The sequence below is a fragment of the Streptomyces dangxiongensis genome (assembly GCF_003675325.1).
GTDB classification, from domain to species: domain Bacteria; phylum Actinomycetota; class Actinomycetes; order Streptomycetales; family Streptomycetaceae; genus Streptomyces; species Streptomyces dangxiongensis.
Map to the genome: position 1 here is coordinate 267,185 of NZ_CP033073.1, position 19,426 is coordinate 286,610.

General features: G+C 72.3%; 14 protein-coding genes. 6 read left to right on the plus strand and 8 right to left on the minus strand.

Annotation, left to right across the window (positions count from 1 at the left end; all coding sequences use genetic code 11):
- Positions 1–116 precede the first annotated feature (116 nt).
- Complete coding sequence (locus tag D9753_RS36285) at positions 117–266, minus strand: hypothetical protein (protein ID WP_163010584.1); 150 nt, start codon at positions 264–266, stop codon at positions 117–119.
- A gap of 289 nt (positions 267–555) precedes the next feature.
- Positions 556–1,005: an SRPBCC family protein gene (locus D9753_RS01630; protein ID WP_121785382.1), complete on the minus strand. Its 450-nt coding sequence runs from the start codon at positions 1,003–1,005 to the stop codon at positions 556–558.
- Positions 1,006–1,415: 410 nt separating this feature from the next.
- Here D9753_RS01630 and helR point away from each other — a divergent pair, with 410 nt between their 5' ends.
- The 4 genes from helR (at position 1,416) to D9753_RS01650 (ending at position 7,804) form a co-directional block, all read left to right on the plus strand.
- Positions 1,416–3,563 (plus strand): RNA polymerase recycling motor ATPase HelR, encoded by a 2,148-nt coding sequence (gene helR, locus D9753_RS01635; protein ID WP_121785383.1) that lies wholly within the window; start codon positions 1,416–1,418, stop codon positions 3,561–3,563.
- A 482-nt stretch (positions 3,564–4,045) separates the two neighbouring features.
- Positions 4,046–4,474 (plus strand): septal ring lytic transglycosylase RlpA family protein, encoded by a 429-nt coding sequence (locus D9753_RS01640; protein WP_240467993.1) that lies wholly within the window; start codon positions 4,046–4,048, stop codon positions 4,472–4,474.
- Between the two features lie 128 nt (positions 4,475–4,602).
- Positions 4,603–5,673 (plus strand): chitinase, encoded by a 1,071-nt coding sequence (locus D9753_RS01645; RefSeq protein WP_240468416.1) that lies wholly within the window; start codon positions 4,603–4,605, stop codon positions 5,671–5,673.
- A gap of 190 nt (positions 5,674–5,863) precedes the next feature.
- The gene (locus tag D9753_RS01650) at positions 5,864–7,804 is read left to right on the plus strand and encodes a glycoside hydrolase family 5 protein (protein ID WP_121785384.1); all 1,941 of its coding nucleotides are present in this window, start codon (positions 5,864–5,866) and stop codon (positions 7,802–7,804) included.
- Between the two features lie 192 nt (positions 7,805–7,996).
- Here the strand turns inward: D9753_RS01650 and D9753_RS01655 are convergent, their stop codons facing one another.
- The 5 genes from D9753_RS01655 to D9753_RS01675 form a co-directional block, all read right to left on the minus strand.
- Complete coding sequence (locus D9753_RS01655; RefSeq protein ID WP_121785385.1) at positions 7,997–9,436, minus strand: MFS transporter; 1,440 nt, start codon at positions 9,434–9,436, stop codon at positions 7,997–7,999.
- Positions 9,437–9,636: 200 nt separating this feature from the next.
- The gene (locus D9753_RS01660) at positions 9,637–10,386 is read right to left on the minus strand and encodes an FAD binding domain-containing protein (RefSeq protein ID WP_121785386.1); all 750 of its coding nucleotides are present in this window, start codon (positions 10,384–10,386) and stop codon (positions 9,637–9,639) included.
- Positions 10,387–10,694: 308 nt separating this feature from the next.
- Positions 10,695–12,887: an MMPL family transporter gene (locus D9753_RS01665; RefSeq protein ID WP_121785387.1), complete on the minus strand. Its 2,193-nt coding sequence runs from the start codon at positions 12,885–12,887 to the stop codon at positions 10,695–10,697.
- Positions 12,888–13,389: 502 nt separating this feature from the next.
- A complete protein-coding gene (locus tag D9753_RS01670) occupies positions 13,390–14,052 on the minus strand; it encodes a ScbR family autoregulator-binding transcription factor (RefSeq protein WP_121785388.1) in 663 nt (220 codons plus the stop codon).
- 448 nt (positions 14,053–14,500) lie between these two features.
- Positions 14,501–15,346 (minus strand): RNA polymerase sigma factor SigF, encoded by an 846-nt coding sequence (locus D9753_RS01675; protein ID WP_121785389.1) that lies wholly within the window; start codon positions 15,344–15,346, stop codon positions 14,501–14,503.
- 239 nt (positions 15,347–15,585) lie between these two features.
- On the opposite strand from D9753_RS01675, the gene D9753_RS01680 reads away from it, so the two are divergent.
- Together D9753_RS01680 and D9753_RS01685 are read left to right on the plus strand one after the other, a co-directional pair.
- Positions 15,586–16,455, plus strand: coding sequence for a class II glutamine amidotransferase (locus D9753_RS01680; protein ID WP_121790830.1), 870 nt, complete (start codon positions 15,586–15,588; stop codon positions 16,453–16,455).
- 67 nt (positions 16,456–16,522) lie between these two features.
- Positions 16,523–17,368, plus strand: a complete 846-nt coding sequence (locus D9753_RS01685) for a DUF1206 domain-containing protein (protein WP_394346669.1) — start codon at positions 16,523–16,525, stop codon at positions 17,366–17,368.
- A gap of 81 nt (positions 17,369–17,449) precedes the next feature.
- Here the strand turns inward: D9753_RS01685 and D9753_RS01690 are convergent, their stop codons facing one another.
- The gene (locus D9753_RS01690) at positions 17,450–19,144 is read right to left on the minus strand and encodes an LCP family protein (protein WP_240467994.1); all 1,695 of its coding nucleotides are present in this window, start codon (positions 19,142–19,144) and stop codon (positions 17,450–17,452) included.
- Positions 19,145–19,426: the final 282 nt, after the last annotated feature.

Here is a 19,426-nt window from a genome sequence, read left to right on the forward strand (position 1 = left end):
TCGGCGCCCGGCCCCGGAGAGCGTGCGAGTACCCCGAACAGAGCGGTGCAGGGCGGCTGGCCCGGCTTCATCCGGCCGACGGTGGTGAAGCGGTGCACTCGGTGCTCTCGGTGTGGTCATTCGGGCGGCAGCGCGGGCAGCGCGTCCGCCTTCTCGGCTGTCAGGTCCAGCGGCTGCAACCGGCTCCAGTACCGGTGCAGCACCTCTTCCGGTGCGTCGGACGGCGGGACCGAGGGGTCCTCGAAGGCCAGGTGCAGCTCTTCCACCCGGTCCTCGCCCGGCCGGTGCGGGTAGGGCCGCGGCCGGCGACGGTTCCACCAGCGGACGGCCGCCGACGGCCGTCCCCGCTCCTGCCATCGCCGCGAAGCTGATCGCGAACGCCTCGTGCCGCGTGACCGCCATGGCCCTGTCCCCTCCTCGTCGCGCGGTTGCCCGCCGTTGCCACCGCGTGTTGCCCGGCCGGCCGGGGTTATGCCCGTGGGACGACCGGACCCGAGGACGGTGCCCGCGTCCGCCGTGCGGCAGGGCGCGGGTAGCGGCCCTCACGTGCGTGGCTCAGACCTCGCCGCGCCAGGCACCGGTCTCGTCGCCGCGGGCCTCGATGAACTTCTTGAACCGCGCCAGATCGCCGGTGACCTGCCGCTTGACGACGCCGAGCTTGTCGCCGACGGTCTCGGCCAGGCCGTGGGGTTCGTAGTCCAACTGCAGCATGACCTTGGTGCGGGTGGCGTCCAGACGGTGGAAGGTGACGACCCCCGCCTGCTCGGCCTCGCCGCTCACGGTGGTCCAGGCGACGCGCTCGTCGGGGGTCTGCTCGGTGATCTCGGCGTCGAACTCGCGGGTGGCACCGTCGATCTTCGTCACCCAGTGCGTGAGGGTCGGCGTGCGCTGCTCGATGCGCTCGACGCCCTCCATGAACTGGGGGAAGGTCTCGAACTGGGTCCACTGGTCGTAGGCGGTGCGGACCGGGACGTCGACCTCGATGGACTCTTCCACCTGCGACATGTGTGTTCTCCGTCTCTCGGGTTGTCTCGGGCTTCTTCGCCCGACGGCCGACCGGCCGGTGTCGACGGTCGCGTGAAGGCACCCCGCCACCGCGCGTCGGGGCAGCGGCGGGCGGGGTGTGTGACGCGGGTATCCCGAAGCCGAGGCCCTACACCAAGATCGTTCGGTGGGACGCTCGGTACCCTGACTTCGTCACCGGTTTCCGGACGGAGCCGGGACCGGTTCCCGGACGGAGCCGGGCAAAAAGAAAAGGCAAGGAGGTCACCCACTCCTTGCCACTCTCAACATATAGCCGATCGGGGGCCTTGCGGCAAGGTCCCGGTCGTACCGCAGAATGACCGGCCTGAACCGGCTTCTCGCGGCACCGGGTGTCGTCATGGCCGCAAGCGATCTCATATCGGAGCTGATGCGTGAACCCCCTGGCCCTCGGCGCGTTCGACCTTCCCGACCGCCTGTCCTCCAAGGCCGACCCGGCTCTGATCAGCGGCGACGAGGAGCACTTCGCGGCCATCGCGGAGTGCCTCGAACAGTCGGTCGCCGAACTGTCCGACCGTCTGGAGGCCGAGCGGAAGGCGCCCGGCGGCAAGGGCCGGCAGGCGATGGACCGGGACGCGGAGATCCACCGGCTGACCGCCCGCCTGCGCACCCTGCGCCGCTTCGGCCTGGACCTGTGCCTCGGGCACATGGTGAGCACCGACCACCCCGAGCCCGTGTACGTCGGACGGCTCGGCCTCACCGACAGCTCGGGACGCCGGCTGCTGGTCGACTGGCGTTCCCCGGCGGCGGAGCCGTTCTTCGGGGCCACCCATGCCAACCCGATGGGACTGGCGAGCCGCCGCCGCTACCGCTGGACCCGCGGCCGGATCAGCGACTACTGGGACGAGGTGTTCGCCGCGGACGGGCTGGAGGGACACGCCGCGCTCGACGACCAGTCCGCCTTCATCGCCAGCCTCGAAGGCAACCGGTCGGCCCGGATGCGGGACGTGCTCGCCACCATCCAGGCCGACCAGGACGCCATCATCCGCGCGGGGTCCCGCGGCGCTCTTGTCGTGGACGGCGGGCCGGGCACGGGGAAGACCGTCGTCGCGCTGCACCGCTCCGCCTACCTCCTGTACACCGACCCCCGGCTGGGTCACCGCCGGGGCGGCGTGCTGTTCGTCGGTCCGCACCGGCCCTATCTGGACTATGTCGCCGATGTCCTGCCCAGTCTGGGCGAGGAGGGTGTGCAGACCTGCATCCTGCGGGACCTCGTCGCCGAGGGAGCGGCGGCGACGGTCGAGGCCGACCCGCAGGTGGCCCGGCTGAAGTCGTCCGCGGACATGGTGCGGGCGATCGAGAAGGCCGTCCGCTTCTACGAGGAACCGCCCGCCGAGGGGATGACGGTCATCACCCCCTGGTCGGAGATCCGGCTGACCGCCGACGACTGGGCCGTGGCGTTCGATGCGGCGGAGCCCGGTACGCCGCACAACGACGCGCGTCACCAGGTCTGGGAAGAGCTGCTGACGATGCTGGTGGACAAGCACCCCGGCGACGTGTCGGAGACGCTGCTGCGCAGGGCGCTGCGGCAGAACAGGGAGCTGCTCACGGCGTTCGGCCGCGCGTGGCCGCTGCTGGAGGCGGCCGACCTCGTCGGTGACCTGTGGTCGGTGCCCGCCTACCTGCGGATGTGCGCTCCCTGGCTGGACCGGGACGACGTACAGCGGCTCCAGCGCGCGGACGCCCAGGCGTGGACGGTGTCCGACCTGCCCCTCCTGGACGCGGCCCGGCAGCGGCTCGGTGACCCGGAGGCGTCGCGGCGCAGGCGCCGGCACGAGGCCGCGGTGGCCGCCGAACACGAGCGCATGTCCACCGTCATCGAGGGCCTGCTCAGGGCGGACGACGACGGTGAGGGCGCGGTGATGATGCTGCACGGCCAGGACCTGCAGGACAGCCTCGTCGACCGGAGCGCCCTGCCCACCGTCGACCCTGACCTGCTCGCCGGCCCGTTCGCGCACGTCGTCGTGGACGAGGCGCAGGAACTGACCGACGCGGAATGGCAGATGCTGCTGCTGCGGTGTCCGTCCCGGAGCTTCACCGTCGTCGGGGACCGCGCCCAGGCCCGGCACGGGTTCACGGAGTCGTGGCAGGAACGGCTGGCACGTGTCGGGCTCGGCCGGGTCACCGTGGCTCCCCTGAGCATCAACTACCGGACGCCGGAGGAGATCATGACGGAGGCCGAGCCCGTCATCCGGGCCGTGCTCCCCGATGCCAACGTGCCGGTGTCCATCCGCGGCGGCGGCACACCCGTCGTCCACGGATCGACCGCCGACCTGGAGTCGATCCTCGACGACTGGCTCGCCGCGCATGCCGAGGGGATCGCCTGCGTCATCGGTGACCCCACGTTCCGGGCGACGCCCCGTGTCCGGTCCCTGACCCCGGAACTGTCGAAGGGACTCGAGTTCGACCTGGTCGTCCTGGTCGACCCGGAGAAGTTCGGCGAGGGCGTCGAGGGAGCGGTGGACCGCTACGTGGCGATGACCCGGGCGACCCGGCACCTCGTCGTCCTCACGAGCGGCTGACGCCGCCGGGCGGGAACTGCGCGACGAACAGCCGGCGAACGCGCGCCCGCTCCGGCCGGTCCCCTCGGTTCAGCGGCTGCCGGCCGGCTCGCCGCCGAGCGTCCCGCGCATGCGCGCACCGGCCTCGTCCTGACCGATGATCGCGACGGTCCTGCCGCGCTGGGCGTACTCCGTCCAACGCCGGCGGCCGTGCGGGCGGGGGCCTCCATCGGCCGGGCGGCCGTGCGGGGGTCTCCGGCTGCGTCGTCAGGTGAGCGTCGGGCGGCGGAGGGCATCCTCCGAAGAGCCTGCTCATCGCCGTCCGAACGCCGCCTTCACGTTCCGGACACTCCAACTGCCTTGCGCCGACGGCCCGTTCAGGCCTTGACGATTGTGGTGCAGACCTTTTACGTTCCGATGCCGGGCGGACCTTCATCCGGCACACGCAGCCCGGTGCGGCACGCCCTGCCATCCGTCGACCGCGAAAGGCTGTGATCTCCTCCGTGGCCGTACAACCCCCCACGCGTTCCGCGCTGTTACAGGCCGCGCTCGCCTTCGCCCTCGCCGCGCCGGCCGGCCTGCTCATCACTTCCCCCGCCCAGGCCGCCGCCGAGCGGTGCTGGGCGACGCACTACGGCCCCCAGCCGCCCGGCGCGCTGACCGCCGGCGGCGAGGTCTTCGACAACAACGCCTACACGGCCGCCACTTCTCTCACCCGTCGGCCCCAGCTTCCGTTCGGGACCCGGGTCCAGGTGACGAACGTCGCCAACGGCAGGTCACTGGTGGTCCGGATCAACGACCGGGGCACGTTCGCGCAGACCCCGCAGGAACCCAAGTGCCTCGATCTCACCGACGGCGCGTTCGGCCGGCTGGGCGGCAGCCTGAACCCCGACGCCGGACACATCGTGGTCACGCAGAAGGTTCTCGACTGACCTCCGTCGCCCCCCTTGACCCGTATCGCAGCCGCCCCGTGAACTGGAGCGTTCTCTCCATGTCTCTCCCGTGCATCAGACGGTCGTCCTCCCCGCGCATACGCCCCGGACGGCTCGTGGCCGGCCTCATGGCCGCGTCCTTCGCCGTCCTGTTCGCCGTCACGCCCGCGCAGGCCGCAGACGGGCAGATCACCGGCCTCGCCGGCAAGTGTGCCGACGTGGCGGGCGCCGCGAGCACCAACGGCACCGCCGTACAGCTCTACGACTGCAACGGAACCGCCGCGCAGCGCTGGGCCAACCCGGGTGACGGCACCCTGCGGGCGCTCGGCAAGTGTCTGGACGTCGTGGACCGCGGCACCGCCGACGGCGCCGCCGTGCAGCTTTGGGACTGTTCCGGCGGAACCAACCAGCAGTGGGTGGTCACCGCCACGCACGACATCGTCAACCCGGCCGCGAACAAGTGCCTGGACGTGCGCGACAACAACTCGGCCAACGCCACCCGTCTCCAGATCTGGAGCTGCTCCGGCGGCGCGAACCAGAAGTGGAACGCTCCGGCAGGCGGGGGCGGCAGCACGCCGTCCGGATTCGCGGTCTCCGAGGCGCAGTTCAACCAGATGTTCCCGAACCGGAACTCCTTCTACACCTACAGCGGCCTCACCGCCGCGCTCAGCGCCTACCCGGCCTTCGCGCACACCGGCAGCGACACAGTGCAGAAGCAGGAAGCCGCGGCGTTCCTGGCCAACGTCAGCCACGAGACCGGTGGACTCGTCCACGTCGTGGAGCAGAACACCGCCGACTACCCGCACTACTGCGACTGGGGGCAGCCCTACGGGTGCCCGGCCGGCCAGGCCGCCTACTACGGGCGCGGCCCCATCCAGCTCTCCTGGAACTTCAACTACAAGGCGGCCGGGGACGCGCTCGGCATCGACCTGCTCAACAACCCCTGGCTGGTCCAGAACGACGCGGCCGTGGCCTGGAAGACGGGCCTGTGGTACTGGAACACCCAGTCCGGGCCGGGCACCATGACCCCGCACAACGCGATGGTCAACGGTGCCGGTTTCGGTCAGACCATCCGCTCCATCAACGGTTCCCTGGAGTGCGACGGCAAGAACCCCGCCCAGGTGCAGAGCCGCGTCGACGCCTACCAGAGGTTCACCCAGATCCTCGGCGTGAGCCCGGGCGGCAACCTGTCCTGCTGACAACTCCCACCGTGTGAGGAGGCGCGAGCAGCCGCCCTCGCAGCAGCATCGCCCCCCCCCGGAACGGGGAGTTCCCGCACCGTCCGGGGCCGGCCGTGCTCCGGTCGCCCGCCGCTGCCGGCCCCGGCCGGGCGGTGCCGCCGGCCCGTCGCCCCGCTCCCCCACGCCTCCGACCTCAAGGCAGCCCCTCATGCCGATGCCATCAGCCGTGCCGCGCCTCGCCGTCACCGCCGCGGGTCTCCTGCTCACCGCGGCCACCACCCTCACCGCCACCCCCCTGGCCACGCCGGCCTCCGCCGCCGTACCGCGGCACGCCACGGCCGTGCGGGCCCCCGCCGACGCGGCGGACCCCGTCGCCTGGGCAGCACCCCTGTCGACCCGGGGCCGGTACATCGTCGACGCGCACGGCGACCGCTTCCGGCTGAAGGGCGCCAACTGGGACGGCGCACAGGGCTCCTGGACCGGCAGCGGCAGTGCCGCCGACCCCGCCGGCCATCACGCCGGGCAGGACTCGCACGACATCCCCCTCGGCCTGGACCGCGCACCGCTGGCCCAACTCCTCGCCGACTTCCACCAGGCGGGGATCAACACGATCCGGCTGCCGTTCTCCAACGAGATGATCCACCGTACGACTGCCGTCCCGGACAGCGCCGTCGCGGCCAATCCCCGGCTGCGGGGCATGACACCGCTGCAGGTCTACGACGCCGTGGTGGACGCGCTCAGCCGGAGCGGCTTCGCGGTCGTCCTCAACAACCACACCAACACCTCCCGCTGGTGCTGCGGCATCGACGGCAACGAGCGGTGGAACAGCGGGCAGTCCACCGGGCAGTGGGCGGACGACTGGGTCTTCATGGCCCGCCGCTACGCCTCCGTCCCCCACGTGGTCGGCGCCGATCTGTACAACGAGGTCCGGCGCGACGTGCTGGACGACCCCAACTGGGGCCTGGGCGACGGCCACGACTGGTACGCCGCGGCCAAGCTGGCCGCCGACCGCATCCTCACCGAGGGCGACCCCCGCCTCCTCATCGTGATCGAGGGGATCAACTGGACCGGGGTGCCCGTGGACGGGCTCCCGCACGGCCGGCCGGTGCTCGCTCCCGCCCGCACGCTGTCGCACACGCTCGTGGACGCCCGCAAACTCGTCTACTCCGCCCACTTCTACGGCTACACCGGCCCGCACCACAGCGGTGCCACCGGCATCGGCGAGACCCACGACGCCCGCTACCAGGACCTGTCCCGCGCCGAGCTGGCCACGGTCCTGGACGACGAGGCGTTCGTCGTGGAGGAGAGCGGCCGGCACTACACCGCGCCGGTGTGGGTGAGCGAGTTCGGCATCGGGTCGGCCGAGACGAACCCGGCGGCCCGGACCTGGTTCGGCAACATCACCGGCTATCTCGCCGAGCACGACGCCGACTTCGCGTTCTGGCCGCTGGTCGGCTTCGCGGGCCACGACGACTGGGCGCTGCTGCGCTACGACGACACCGGGCGCCGCTCCGGCATCCTCGACCCCGGCGACTGGCGCGGCACGGCGTGGCAGCGCCTGATGACCGCGCCGGGCACGACCGGTCCGGTGGCTCCGGCTCCCGTCTGGCGCATGCTCAGCACCGATCACGGTGACGCGGTGGCGTCACTGCGGGTGCGCGCCGCGGGAGACTGGGACCCGGGAGCGTACAAGGCCGCCTGCCCCGACGGCACCAGGCTCATCGGGCTGAGCCACACCGGCGGGCGCGGCCTGTGCACCGACACGGGCACGGCGGACCTGCGTGCCGCGGACGCGCGCCAGACGGTGGTCACCGACGAGCGCCAGGTGCCGGCCGGCGGGGACTGGGCGTCCGGCTACACCAAGTACCAGTGCCCGGACGGGGAGTTCCTCATCGGTTACGGGCTGCGCGGTGAGCGCGTGTCGGCGGCGCTGTGCGTCCCGGCACGGAGTGCCCCGGCGGGTGCCGGGCGGACGGTGTGGTTCGACCGGTCCGACGGCCGTCCCGCCGACGCGCCCGGCGGGGACTTCGCGTACGGCAGCTCCAAGGGACAGTGCGCGGTGACCGAGTACGCCGCGGGAATCGCCTTCACCACCCGAGTCGGCAGCCGCCCCGGCCCCGCGGCCCTGCTGTGCCGCACCCTGCCCTGACGGCTTCCGTGGGAAGAGGTCCCTGCTGACCGACTACTACCGGTCGGACAGGCACCGCGCGCGGAAGACCGATCTCCCCCGGGGCCTGCGACTCGACCTGCCCGGCCATGGCCGTCTCCGTCGCCGTACCGGCCACGATGACACGTCACCGGGGGGCGGACGAGCCGTCCGCCAGGGGCGGTGGCGCTTCGGTCAGCGGGTCCGCGCGGCGGCCGGCGTGCCGGATCCCGGGGCCTGGCGGGGCCCGGTGGGCCGGGACGCGCGGGCCACGAGGAGCAGGAGGAGTCCGCAGCCGGCGACCAGCAGCCAGCCCGGGCGGGAGGCATGGGCGAGTTCCTCGGGGCCGGTGCCCGCGACCAGGCCGCCGGCGACGGCGATGCCGACGGCGGAGCCGAGCTGCCGTGCGGTGGACGTGACGGCGCCCGCCACGCCGGCCCGGGCGGGCGGCAGTCCGCTCACCGCGGTGTTGGTGATCGGCGCGTTGGCGAAGCCGAACCCGATGCCGATGAGCAGGTAGGCGAAGAGCAGCAGGTACACACTGGTGTGCCGGTCGAGCCCGGTCAGGCACAACCCGCCCGCGGTGAGGAAGCCGCCCGCGACGAGCAGCGGCAGTCGTGGGCCGGTGCGGCCGACCAGGCGGCCGGACCACGGCGCGCAGACGGTGGCGCCGAACGCCATGGGCAGGGTCGCCGTACCGGCGGCCAGCGGGGTGAAGCCCCGGGCGTGCTGGAGGTAGAGGGTGTTGAGCAGCAGTGTCACGTTCAGCGCGGCGAACACCGCCACGGCGCCCAGGACCGCGCCGCTGAACGCGGGCCCGCGGAACAGGCCGGGGTCCACCAGCGGTTCGGCCCGGCGGGACTCCGCCCACACGAATCCCGCCGTGGCCGCGACGGCGAGGGCGTAGGCGGCCAGCGCCGCGGGTGACGTCCAGCCGATGCGCGGCCCCTCGATGAGGATGCCGACCCAGAGTCCGATCACCACGGTCAGCAGGAGCTGGCCCGGAACGTCGAGCCGCCGGGGCTTCGCCGCCCGGGACTCGGGCACGAACACGGCGCTGAGCACGAGGGCGGCCACGATGACCGGAGCGTTGATCCAGAACAGCGACCGCCAGCCGAGTCCCGCGACGAGGGCGCCGCCGGTGACCGGGCCCGCGGCCATGCTGAGCCCGAACACGGAGGCCCACACGCCGATCGCCCGCGCCCGCTCCCGCGGGTCGGGCATCGCGTTGACCACGATGGCGAGTGCCACGGGGCTGAGCATGGAGGCACCGATCCCCTGCACCGCGCGCGCCGCGATCAGCGCGCCCACCGACGGGGCCACCGCGCAGGCCAGCGAGGCCACGCCGAACACCGTCAGCCCCCACTGGAACACCCGCCGGCGTCCGAACCGGTCCGCCAGCGCGCCGGAGGAGATCAGCAGACCGGCCAGGACGACGGTGTACGCGTCCACGGTCCATTCGAGGCTGCGGGTCCCCACGCCCAGGCCGTGGCCGATGGCGGGCAGGCCCACGTTGACGATGGTGGTGTCCAGGCCGACCAGGAACATGCTCAGACAGCAGACGGCCAGCACCGTCCAGCGTCTGCGGCTGCTCGGCACGAGGGGTTGGGGCGGGGCGGTCGTCGTCGCGGTCACGGTCTGCCTTCCGGGGACGGGAGCGGTACCCGGTCAGACTCGGTCAGGGCGACGGCCACCGGCCAGCGTCTTTGCCGGGACGGCAAACGACCGGCCGGTCCGGGGGGTGGAATCGCGCCCCTGCGGAGGTACGCCGTCGCCCGGTCCACGCCGCGGCCGTGCGGGAGCGTCTCGCCGCCCCGGGGCGCACGGCGGCGGAATCACCGATCCGGCGCGCTGAGACCCTCTCCGTTCGCGCCATCGCCGTGCAGGAGGCCGGTGACCTGCGGGCGGATCACGTCCCATGCGACGGCCGGCAGCTCGCCCAGGGCCGTGCCGCGCAGCGCGTCGAGGGCGTCCTCGGCGCCGGTGTCACCGGCGGTGTCCCCGCTGAGCACGTCGTAGCCGTCGCGTACGGCGACGCGCAGGCACCGGCCTCCGCCGTCACCGGCGTGCAGGGCCGAGGCCACGACGAGAGGGGGCGGCCCGCCCGCCTGGCCGGTCAGTTTGCGGTAGGCGGAGGCGATCGGCGCGCGCCAGCGCAGGCTGAGCAGGACGGGCCGTTCGGCGACGACCTCGGTCAGGTCCGCCTCGCGGACCCCGTCGGTTTCGAGGACCGTCGCGCGGGTGTCCAGGACCAGGGCGGCGGGGAGCAGGCAGCGCAGCGCACTGCCGACAAGGTTGCCCCCGACCGTCGCGGTCCGCCGCACGGCGCCGGTGCCGATCGTGGCGGCGGCCAGCCGCAGGACGTCCGGCTGCTGGGCGTCGATCCGGTGCAGGACCACGGCGCCGCCGACGCTCTCGCGTCCCATGACGTTGGCCTCCGGTACCTCACGCAGGGACATGGCGAGGCCGGGGAAACCGTCCCGTTGCCACGTCGCCCACACGAGCGTAGCCCCGCCGATCGGCACGGCTCCCTCGGCCAGGCACTCCTGGGCTTCCGTCACGGACGTGGGCAGACACAACAGCATGGCGCCGACCTGCCTTTCTGGTCACTTGGACGGCCGGCGGCCGGCATCGCTGCCGACTGCCCGCCGACAGCGCAGTGTTGTCGGGCGAGCGGGGGCGCGTACAGGGCTCACACGAGCGTGCGGTGCGCACTGGCCGCCCACGGCCACGGTGTCCGCGGCCCCCGGCGCGGGCCGCCCGCGCACGGCCGTGTCCGGTGCGGGCGCAGGCGTCCGCGTCAGCGCCCGGGGGCGCCGGGCGGCTTGCCCGTCGAACACGAAAAAGTCCTGCCGGGCCGTGCGGCCCGGCAGGACTTTCCTGGGTGACGCGGCTAGCCGCGGCGGCCCGCCGGGTCGTGGGTGGCGTCCCGGTCCTCGTCGCCGTGGACCGGTCCGAGGCCGTCGGTCCCGGCGGTCGGGCCGGCGGCCGGCGTCGCCACCCGGTCCCCGTGGCCGGGCCACCAGGCCGCGTGGCCGATGAGCGCCGTGAGGCTCGGGGTGAAGAACATCGCCATGATGAACGCGGCGACCGCGATACCGAAGGAGACGGCGAAGCCCATCTCCATGAGCAGCGAGTTGCCCGCCAGCATCATCGTGGCGAAGGTCGCCGCCAGGATGAAGCCCGCCGCGGCCACGGTCGGTCCGGCGTGGCGCAGTGCCATGCCCGCCGCCTCGCGGGGGTCACGGCCCTCGCGGGCCTCCTCGCGCAGTCGGGCGATCATGAGGATGTTGTAGTCGGTGCCGATCGCGACCACGAACAGGTACATGATCACCGGGAGCATGAACATCAGCCCCGAGTGCCCCTGCCCGTCCTGGAAGATCCACACGGTGGCGCCGAGGGTCGCACCGAAGCCGAGACCCACCGAGGCCATCAGGTACCAGGGTGCGACCACGCTGCGCAGCAGCAGCCCCAGGATGATCATGATGAGGAGGGCGGCGACGGGAAACACCGTGCGGTAGTCGTGGTTCACCGCGGCGTCGATGTCCTTGTAGATCGAGGACATGCCGCCGACGAGCGCCTCGGTGCCGCCGGGCGCCGCGGAGTGCGCGACGTCGCGGACCCGGCCCACGGCGTCGATGGCCTTGTCCGTGGACGCCTCGTACTTGAGCGTGACGGTGAAGTCGGCGGTGGTGCCCTGCTTGTTCACCTGGGTCATGCGGGCGTCGGCGACACCGTCCACGGCGCCGAGCTTGCGCGCGTACGCGTCGAAGGCGGACCTGTCCAGCGGCTTGCCGTCGGTGGTGGAGAGGTAGACGTCGGTGGGTGCCGCGGCGCCCGCCGAGTACGCCTTCTGCATCTCGTCCTGGACGACCATGGACTCCTTGGTCTTGGGCATGGAGCCCGAGGCCAGGTCGAAGGTGGCCTTGTAGCCGAGCGTGCCGAGCGACAGGGCCAGCAGGATGAGACCGGACGCGACGGCGGTCAGCGCCGGGCGGCGCCGCACGCCGCGGCCGAGGGCGGCGAAGCGGGCGTTCTCCGGCTCCTTCTGCCAGGACTTGGAGGGCCAGAACACCTTGGGCCCGATGAGCGAGACCACGGCCGGGATCAGGGTCAGGCCCGCGACCAGGGTGGCAGCGACCGCGATGGCCAGCGCCGGGCCCATCTGCTTGAGGAAGCCCAGCGTGGACAGCACGAGGGCGAGGAAGGCGATGATGACCGCACCGGCCGCCGAGGCGATGGCCTCGCCGACCCGGGCGACCGCGTTGATCATGGCCTGCTTGGGCTCGTCACCCGCGCGCAGCCTTTCGCGGTACCGGAATATCAGGAACAGGAAGTAGTCCGTACCGACGCCGAAGAGTACGACGATCAGGATGGACGAGATCGAGCTGTTGGCCTGGAGGTCGAACAGCTTGGTGGCGTAGGCGATCAGGCCGTTGGCGATGGCGGACACGAGGCCGATCAGCAGCAGTGGCAGGACGGCCAGGATCGGCGCCCGGAAGATGATCAGCAGCGTCACCAGGATGATCACGAAGGTGCCGATACCGATCAACGCCTGGCCGCGCTTGGACGAGTCCTCCTGGTCGAGCGCCTGGGCGGCGGAGCCACCGAGTTTGACGTCGAGATGCGTGCCCTTGGTCAGTTTCCTGACCTCCGCGCGCAAGTCCCTGGCGGCGTCGACCTGTTTGGGCTGGCCGGCGTTCTTGCTGTCCATCTGCACCAGGGTCAGGTCATACCTGCCGTCCTTGGACGGCTGGCCGGGGACGACCTTCTGCACCTGGTCGATGTGCTTCTTGCCCAGATCCGAGGTGATCCGGGCGACGTCCTTCTGGTCGGCGGCGGTCAGCTTGCCGCCGTCGGTGCGCTGGTAGAGCGCGATCGCGGACGGGGTGAAGGCGCTGGGGAACGCCCTCTCCTGGAGTTGTGCCGCTTTGATGGATTCGTAACTCTTCGGCAGGAAACTGCTCTCATCGCTGTTGGAGGGCAGACTCGGAGCGGTGGCCACAATGGCCACCGCGGCAATCAGCCACGCCACGATCGTCCAAACGGGATGACGGACGACGGCGTTGCCTATACGTCGGAACATGCGGAGGGTCCTCCTGAGAAGGAAGATCACCGCAGCCCGGGGAGCGGTCCCTGGCATCGGCGACCCCGACCGGCACGCAGGTCACGGGCCGGTCGCATGGTTGTCTTGGTGTCACATCCTAGTGACCGCGCGCACGGATTTTCACATCGGACGCGCTGCGCCCGGCCGACACCGTTCAGAGGTGAACGGTTCGCCAACGGCATTCGTCGCGGCCGGGGTTGGTGAGTGATCCGAGCGGCGGGGGGCGGTCCCGTCACAGGTCCGACCGGGTACGTGGCGCAGGCCTTTCGGACGTGGGCGACCGTCACGCCGTGCGGACCGCCGTCCCGGAAGTACGGCTCCCCCCAGCCGCTGCACCGCGGTTGCCGGCACCGTCTGGGCGCGTCCGGGGAAACCGGCGCAGCGGTTTGGTACCGGTCCGCGCGTGCGCCCGTTCGGGCGGCCTGGACAAGGCCGCTGCGGTGCGGCACGGCGGAGGGAGAGGTCGCGGCGCGGGGCCGGGTCAGGCGGGGGCTCCGGCGAGGGCCGTCGACTTCTCCTGGACCTCGGCGATCACGCGGGCGCCGCGGTCCGGTGCGGTGTCCAGCCGGACCAGGACGGCCGGGGCCGCGATCGCGGGGAGGAGGTGGTCGTACAGCGCCGCCATACGGTTGTCGAGGTCCGCCCAGCCGGCCACCGCCTGCGAGACGAACTGCACGCCGATCCACGCGCCGAGGAAGACCTGGGCGGTCTCCTCGGGTGCCACGTGCGGGAGGACCTCACCGCGCTGCTTGGCCTCGGTCAGGACGCACGAGGTCAGCCTGGCCCAGGCCGGCCAGGTGCTGCCGAGGACGTCGTGGCCCTGGAGGTCGGCGGAGAGCCGGACACCGGCGAGCAGCATGGGTTCCTGGGGCAGGCGCTTGGCCAGGGTCATGCCCGCGTCCACCCATTCCTGGAGCTTCAGCTCCCGGGGCAGGTGGTACTCGGTCCGCATCTGCTCCTGGAGCACACCCCGGGCGAGGGCGGCCTTGGAGTCGAAGTGGAAGTACAGGGCGCCCTTGGTCACGCCGGCCCGGTGGAGGATCTCGGCGATGGTGGCGGCCGCGTATCCGCGCTCCGCGAAGACGCCGGCGGCGGCCTCGAGAACAGCACGCCGGGTCCGTACAGCTCGCTCCTGCTGAGCCATGGACCCTCCCCCGGCTGAAAATCAAACCAAACAGGTCGTACCCTACCGCACGCCGTTCAACAAGGGGGCGAGCCAGGGGCGTTGAGCGGCGACGTACCGAACGGGCGCGGACCGGGCCCGACTTGTCCGCCGATGGACGGGACGGAAGACGAGAAGACCCCCGCCGGTGGGGGTCTGTGGCCTGCCGTACGGGTACGTGCGCCGGAACCGGCCGGGGACGCGGAAGGGCGGTGGACCCGGCGGAGAGGCGGTGGACCCGGCGGGCGGGCGGTGGACCCGGCGGGCCATGGCGTCGTCGCACGTGCGCCCCGCACGGGCGTCGGCTTCCCGGCGGGCGGGCCGGGAACGCTCGGTCCCCGCACGCGGTGGCGCGGGCGACCCGGACGACCGTGCGGGGCGACAGTGCCGGCGCCCCTGTGGTCAGGGGCGCCGGATGAGGCCGTGGCCGTCAGCTAGTGGTCAGCATTCCCTCGCGCAGGCGCTTGAGGGTGCGCGACAGCAGCCGCGAGACATGCATCTGGGAGACACCGAGACGCTCACCGATCTGCGCCTGGGTCAACTCCTCCACGAACCGCAGATGCAGGATCACCCGATCCCGCTCCTCCAGCTCCGCGATCATCGGAGCCAGCGCATGGAAGTCCTCCACCAGCCCCAGCGCCGCGTCCTCCGTCCCGATGAAGTCCTGCAGCGCACTCTCACCGTCCTCACTGCCACCGATCGCCGCATCCAGCGAAGCCGAGTTGTAGCCGTTGGCCGCCAGCCGCGCCTCAACGACCTCCTCCTCCGACAGACACATCAACTCCGACAGCTCACGCACCGTCGGCGTCCGCCCCAGCCGGCTCCGCAACTCCTCCGTCGCCCGCGCCAACGCCACCCGCGCCTCCTGAAGACGCCGCGGCACATGCACCGCCCACGACGTGTCCCGGAAGAACCGCTTGATCTCCCCCACGATGTACGGCACCGCGAACGACGTGAACTCCACCTCACGCGTCAACTCGAACCGGTCGATCGCCTTGATCAGACCGATCATCCCCACCTGAACGATGTCCTCCATCTCCTCCGGCCCCCGACTGCGGAACCGCGCCGCAGCGAACCGGACCAAGGACATGTTCATCTCGATCAACGTGTTCCGCGCGTACTGGAACTCCGCCGTACCCTCCTCCAGCACCGCCAGCTCATCGAAGAACACCTTCGACAGCTCCCGCGCATCCCGAGGAGCCACAGCCGTGGGATCCGCGACCTCCGGCAGCCCGACCGCCGTCTTCGTGTCCTGGGCCACGGTGAGCGTCGTCATGGTGTTCCCCTCCCGAATCGTTCCGTTGGTGCTGGTCACCGGTCGACGAAGCCGCGTCTACCCCGCCGCTCGGCATGCACACCTGTTTTTTTCGCGGGATGTCCACGGACCGTCAGCCGCGCGCGCCGCGTGCGGAGTCGCGCCGGGCGGGGGACCATGGCCGTGGCCGTCCGGCCATGGATCTCCGAGGCGAGAGCCGGGACGAACCCCGAGGCGAGACCGAGACGAAGGAGGGCGCCGTGTGCCGCCTTTTCGGGCTGAGCAGCTCCCCCGCGCGCACGACCGCCACGTTCTGGCTGCTGGACGCGCCCGACAGCCTCGACGCGCAGAGCCACCGGGAACCCGACGGGACCGGGCTCGGCTACTTCACCCGCCAGGGCACGCCCGAGGTCCACAAGGCGCCGATCGCCGCCTACGAGGACCGGGTCTTCGCCCGGGAGGCCCGGCAGGTCGAGTCGGCCACCTTCCTCGCCCACATCCGTTTCGCCTCGACCGGGGGCCTGGACGTGCGCAACACCCACCCCTTCGCACAGGACGGGCGGCTGTTCGCGCACAACGGCGTGATCGAGGGTCTCGACGAGCTGGACCGGCACCTGGGCGGGGACATCTCGCTGGTGCACGGCGACACCGACTCCGAGCGCTTCTTCGCGCTGGTGACCCGGGAGACCGCGGCGCACGGCGGTGACGTGTCCGCCGGCATCCTCGCCGCGGCGCGCTGGACGGCCGCGCACCTCCCCCTGTACGCCCTCAACGTCATCGTCGTCACCGCCGACGAACTGTGGGCCCTGCGCTATCCGGCCACGCACGAGCTGTACGTCCTTCCGCGTCCCGCCGGCGGCCGGCACGGTGCGCGGCATCTCGACCACTCCGGCCGTCACGGCCGGCTGCGCGTGCACTCGGCGGCCCTGAGCGACCGTCCCGCCGTGGTCGTGGCGAGCGAGCCCATGGACGAGAACCCGCACTGGCGGCTCATGGACCCCGGTGAACTGCTGCACGTCGACGGGCAGGGGCACATCACGTCCCGGACCGCACTGTCCGACCCTCCGGCCCGTCCCCTCACTCTCGCCGACCTGCGTCCCGCCGCCGCGGCCTCGCAGCGGTCGAAGTAGCGCCGGCCCCCGCGACCGGCGGCCGTCGGGCAGGTGTCGCACCGGGACGCGGGGGCATCGGCCATGTATGGGGACACAGTCATGGACAGTGAATGGACGGCTCGGGGCCCGGCGCGCGGCCGACAGCAAGGCGATGACCGCCGCCGGCCGGGCGGGCTTCGCCGCCCGTGGGCTGATCTACGTTCTGGTGGGCGTCATCGCGCTGCAGATCGCCTTCGGCGGTGAGGACGGCGGGAAACAGGCCGACCGCGGCGGCGCCCTCACGGAGCTGGCGGACAAGCCGCTCGGCTCGGCGATGCTGTGGATCGTGGGGATCGCGCTCGCCGGCATGGCCCTGTGGCGGCTGTCGGAGGCGGTGGTCGGCGCGGCGGGCCCGGACGGCACCAAGCTGTCCAAGCGTGCGTCGTCCGCGGGCCGGTTCGTGTTCTACGCCTTCGTGTCCTACTCCGTGCTGTCCTACGCGGCCGGCGACAAGGGCAGCGGCAGCGGCTCCTCCGACCAGCACACCGACGACGTCACCGCGATGGTGCTGAAGTGGCCGGCCGGTGAGTGGCTCGTCGGGATCGCGGGTGCCGGCGTGGTGATCGCCGGCCTGTGGATCGCGGTCCGGGCGGTGCAGAAGAAGTTCCGCAAGCATCTGCGGACCGGGGAGATGTCGCCGCGGACCGAGCGGGTGACCGACGTGCTGGGGGTCACGGGCGGCGCGGCGCGCGGCATCGTCTTCGGCGTCGCCGGGGTGTTCGCCATCGTCGCGGCCGTCCAGCACCAGCCGGGCAAGGCCAAGGGTATGGACGACACCCTGCGCTCGTTCCGGGATCTGCCGGCCGGGCCCTGGCTCCTCGCCCTGATCGCGCTCGGCCTGGCCGCCTTCGGCGTCTTCTCCTGGTTCATGGCCCGCTGGCGCAGGATCTGACCCGCCGGGCCGTGCCCGGCCCGGCGGTTCCCCCGGCCCGGAACGAACCCTCCACGACCGCGACGCGTCCGCGCGTGCCGCTCAGCCGTCGGAGTCGGGTTTGTTCCGGGCCGCCGCGTACGCCTGGGACGGTGTCATGGAGACGCCGTGCAGGGTGACCGTCTTGTAGGGGCTCACCTTGGCGCAGGTCTTGGCCTGGTCGGCGGTGGAGGCGTGGGCGTGGGAGACGGCGGTGCCGGTGTCGGTGGGCGCGGAGGAGCCGCCGGGGTAGTCGTCGCCGCTGGTCCAGTCGCCGCCCACCACCAGGGTCAGACCGCTGCCGGTGCCCTGCCTGAGGTGGGAGGCGGGCAGGCCGAGTGCCTTGGCGACGGTCTGCGCGGCGGCCTTCCGGCCGGTGCCGTAGGCGAGGGTGGTGGTCGTGGCGGGGCTCGGGGCGTTGCCCGTGGTCGTACCGGAGCCGAAGCCCTGCCCGGCGAGGGCGTCCGCCACGGCGGAGGCGCGGCCGGTGACGCGGGTGCCGTTCTCCACCGTCACGGCGATCTCGGACGCGGGTACGGCGGAGGGGCCGGCCTTGGCGGTCGCGGAGGCCACCGCTGACTTACCACCGGAGCCGGTGCTGAGGGGCCGGTCGTGGGCGATGGTGGAGAACAGCGTCTTCGCGCCCGGCCCGACCACCACACGGTTGTCGTCGCCCGGGTCGGGTGCCGTCTGCATCGTGGCGAAGGTGATCCGCTTGGCCGGGACCTTGTTGACGTCGCCCGCGAGCGCGATCAGCTTCTTCATGGAGCCCAGGCCGTCGTCCACGGTCAGCGCCTTGGTGGCGGCGTCGGCGAGCCCGTACACCGCGCCGGGGTCGGTGAGCGTGCCCGCGCTCTTGAACTTGCGGATCATCGAGCTGAGGAAGATGTGCTGGGAGATCGTACGGCCGAGGTCGCTGCCGTCCCCGAAGCCGTGCCGGGAGCGGACGAACTCCAGGGCCGCGACGCCCTTGAGGGTGTGGGTGCCCTCGGAGAGTTTCAGGTGCGAGTACGTGTCGTAGACGTCGGCGTTGACGCACACGGAGACACCGCCGACCGCGTCGGACATCTTCACCACGCCGGAGAAGTCGAGCTTGACGAAGTGGTCGACGGGGATGCCGGTGAGCCGGTGGACGGTGGCCACCTGGCAGGCGGGGCCGTACTGGAGCGCGCTGTTGACCTGTCCGTAGTACCCGGCGGTGGACTTGCCGGTCTCGCTGTTCTTGCAGGCCGGGACCCTGGTCATGGTGTCCCGGGGGATGCTCATCACGGTGGCGTTGGATCGGTCGGCCGATATGTGCAGCACCATCTGCACGTCGGCGTTGCTGCCGGTCTGCACTCCGGTCTTCGAGCAGCCGCCGCCCAGTGAGCAGTCGGTCGCGCTGGTGCGGCCGTCGGAGCCCATGACGAGGATGTTGATCGGGGTGCGGCCGAAGGCGTCGGCCTGCTCCGCGCCGCCCTTGCCGTCCAGCGCGATGCTGTGGATGTTGCCGTTCAGGTGCTGGTAGAACCACCAGCCGGCGCCGGCGGTGATCAGGATGAGGGTGGACAGGCAGACCCCGAGGATCTTCAGCACCCGTCGGCCGCGGCGCACCGGGCGGGCGCGGCGGGAGCTCTCGCGCGTGCCGGGGGCCGGTCGAGCGGCGGCCCGGCCGCCCGGCAGTCGCGCCGCGTCGGGTATGGCCGTGCGCTGCCCGGGCACCCTGTCGCCACGGCGGCGCGTGGCCTGGCCGGCCGGCCCGTCCCACGGGTCGCTCATTTTCCACTCCCCTGAACGGTCGGGCCCGCCGGGCCGGGCCGTCGCAGGGACGGCCGGCGGGTGCGGCGGTGTACGGGCAGGCGAGAGGCGCTGTGCCCTCTCGGTCGCGTAGTTGCGCAATCTAACAAAGCCGCGGCCGGAACCGCACAGATCCACACGCGATTCACAGGTGAGGCATCTCATGACACCGCCGCCCGCCGCGGCGGGCGGGATGGTCGGCCGTGTCGGCGGCCGGGGCGCGCTCGGCCCCCGGCGCCCCGCGGCCGACAACTGCCCGCACCC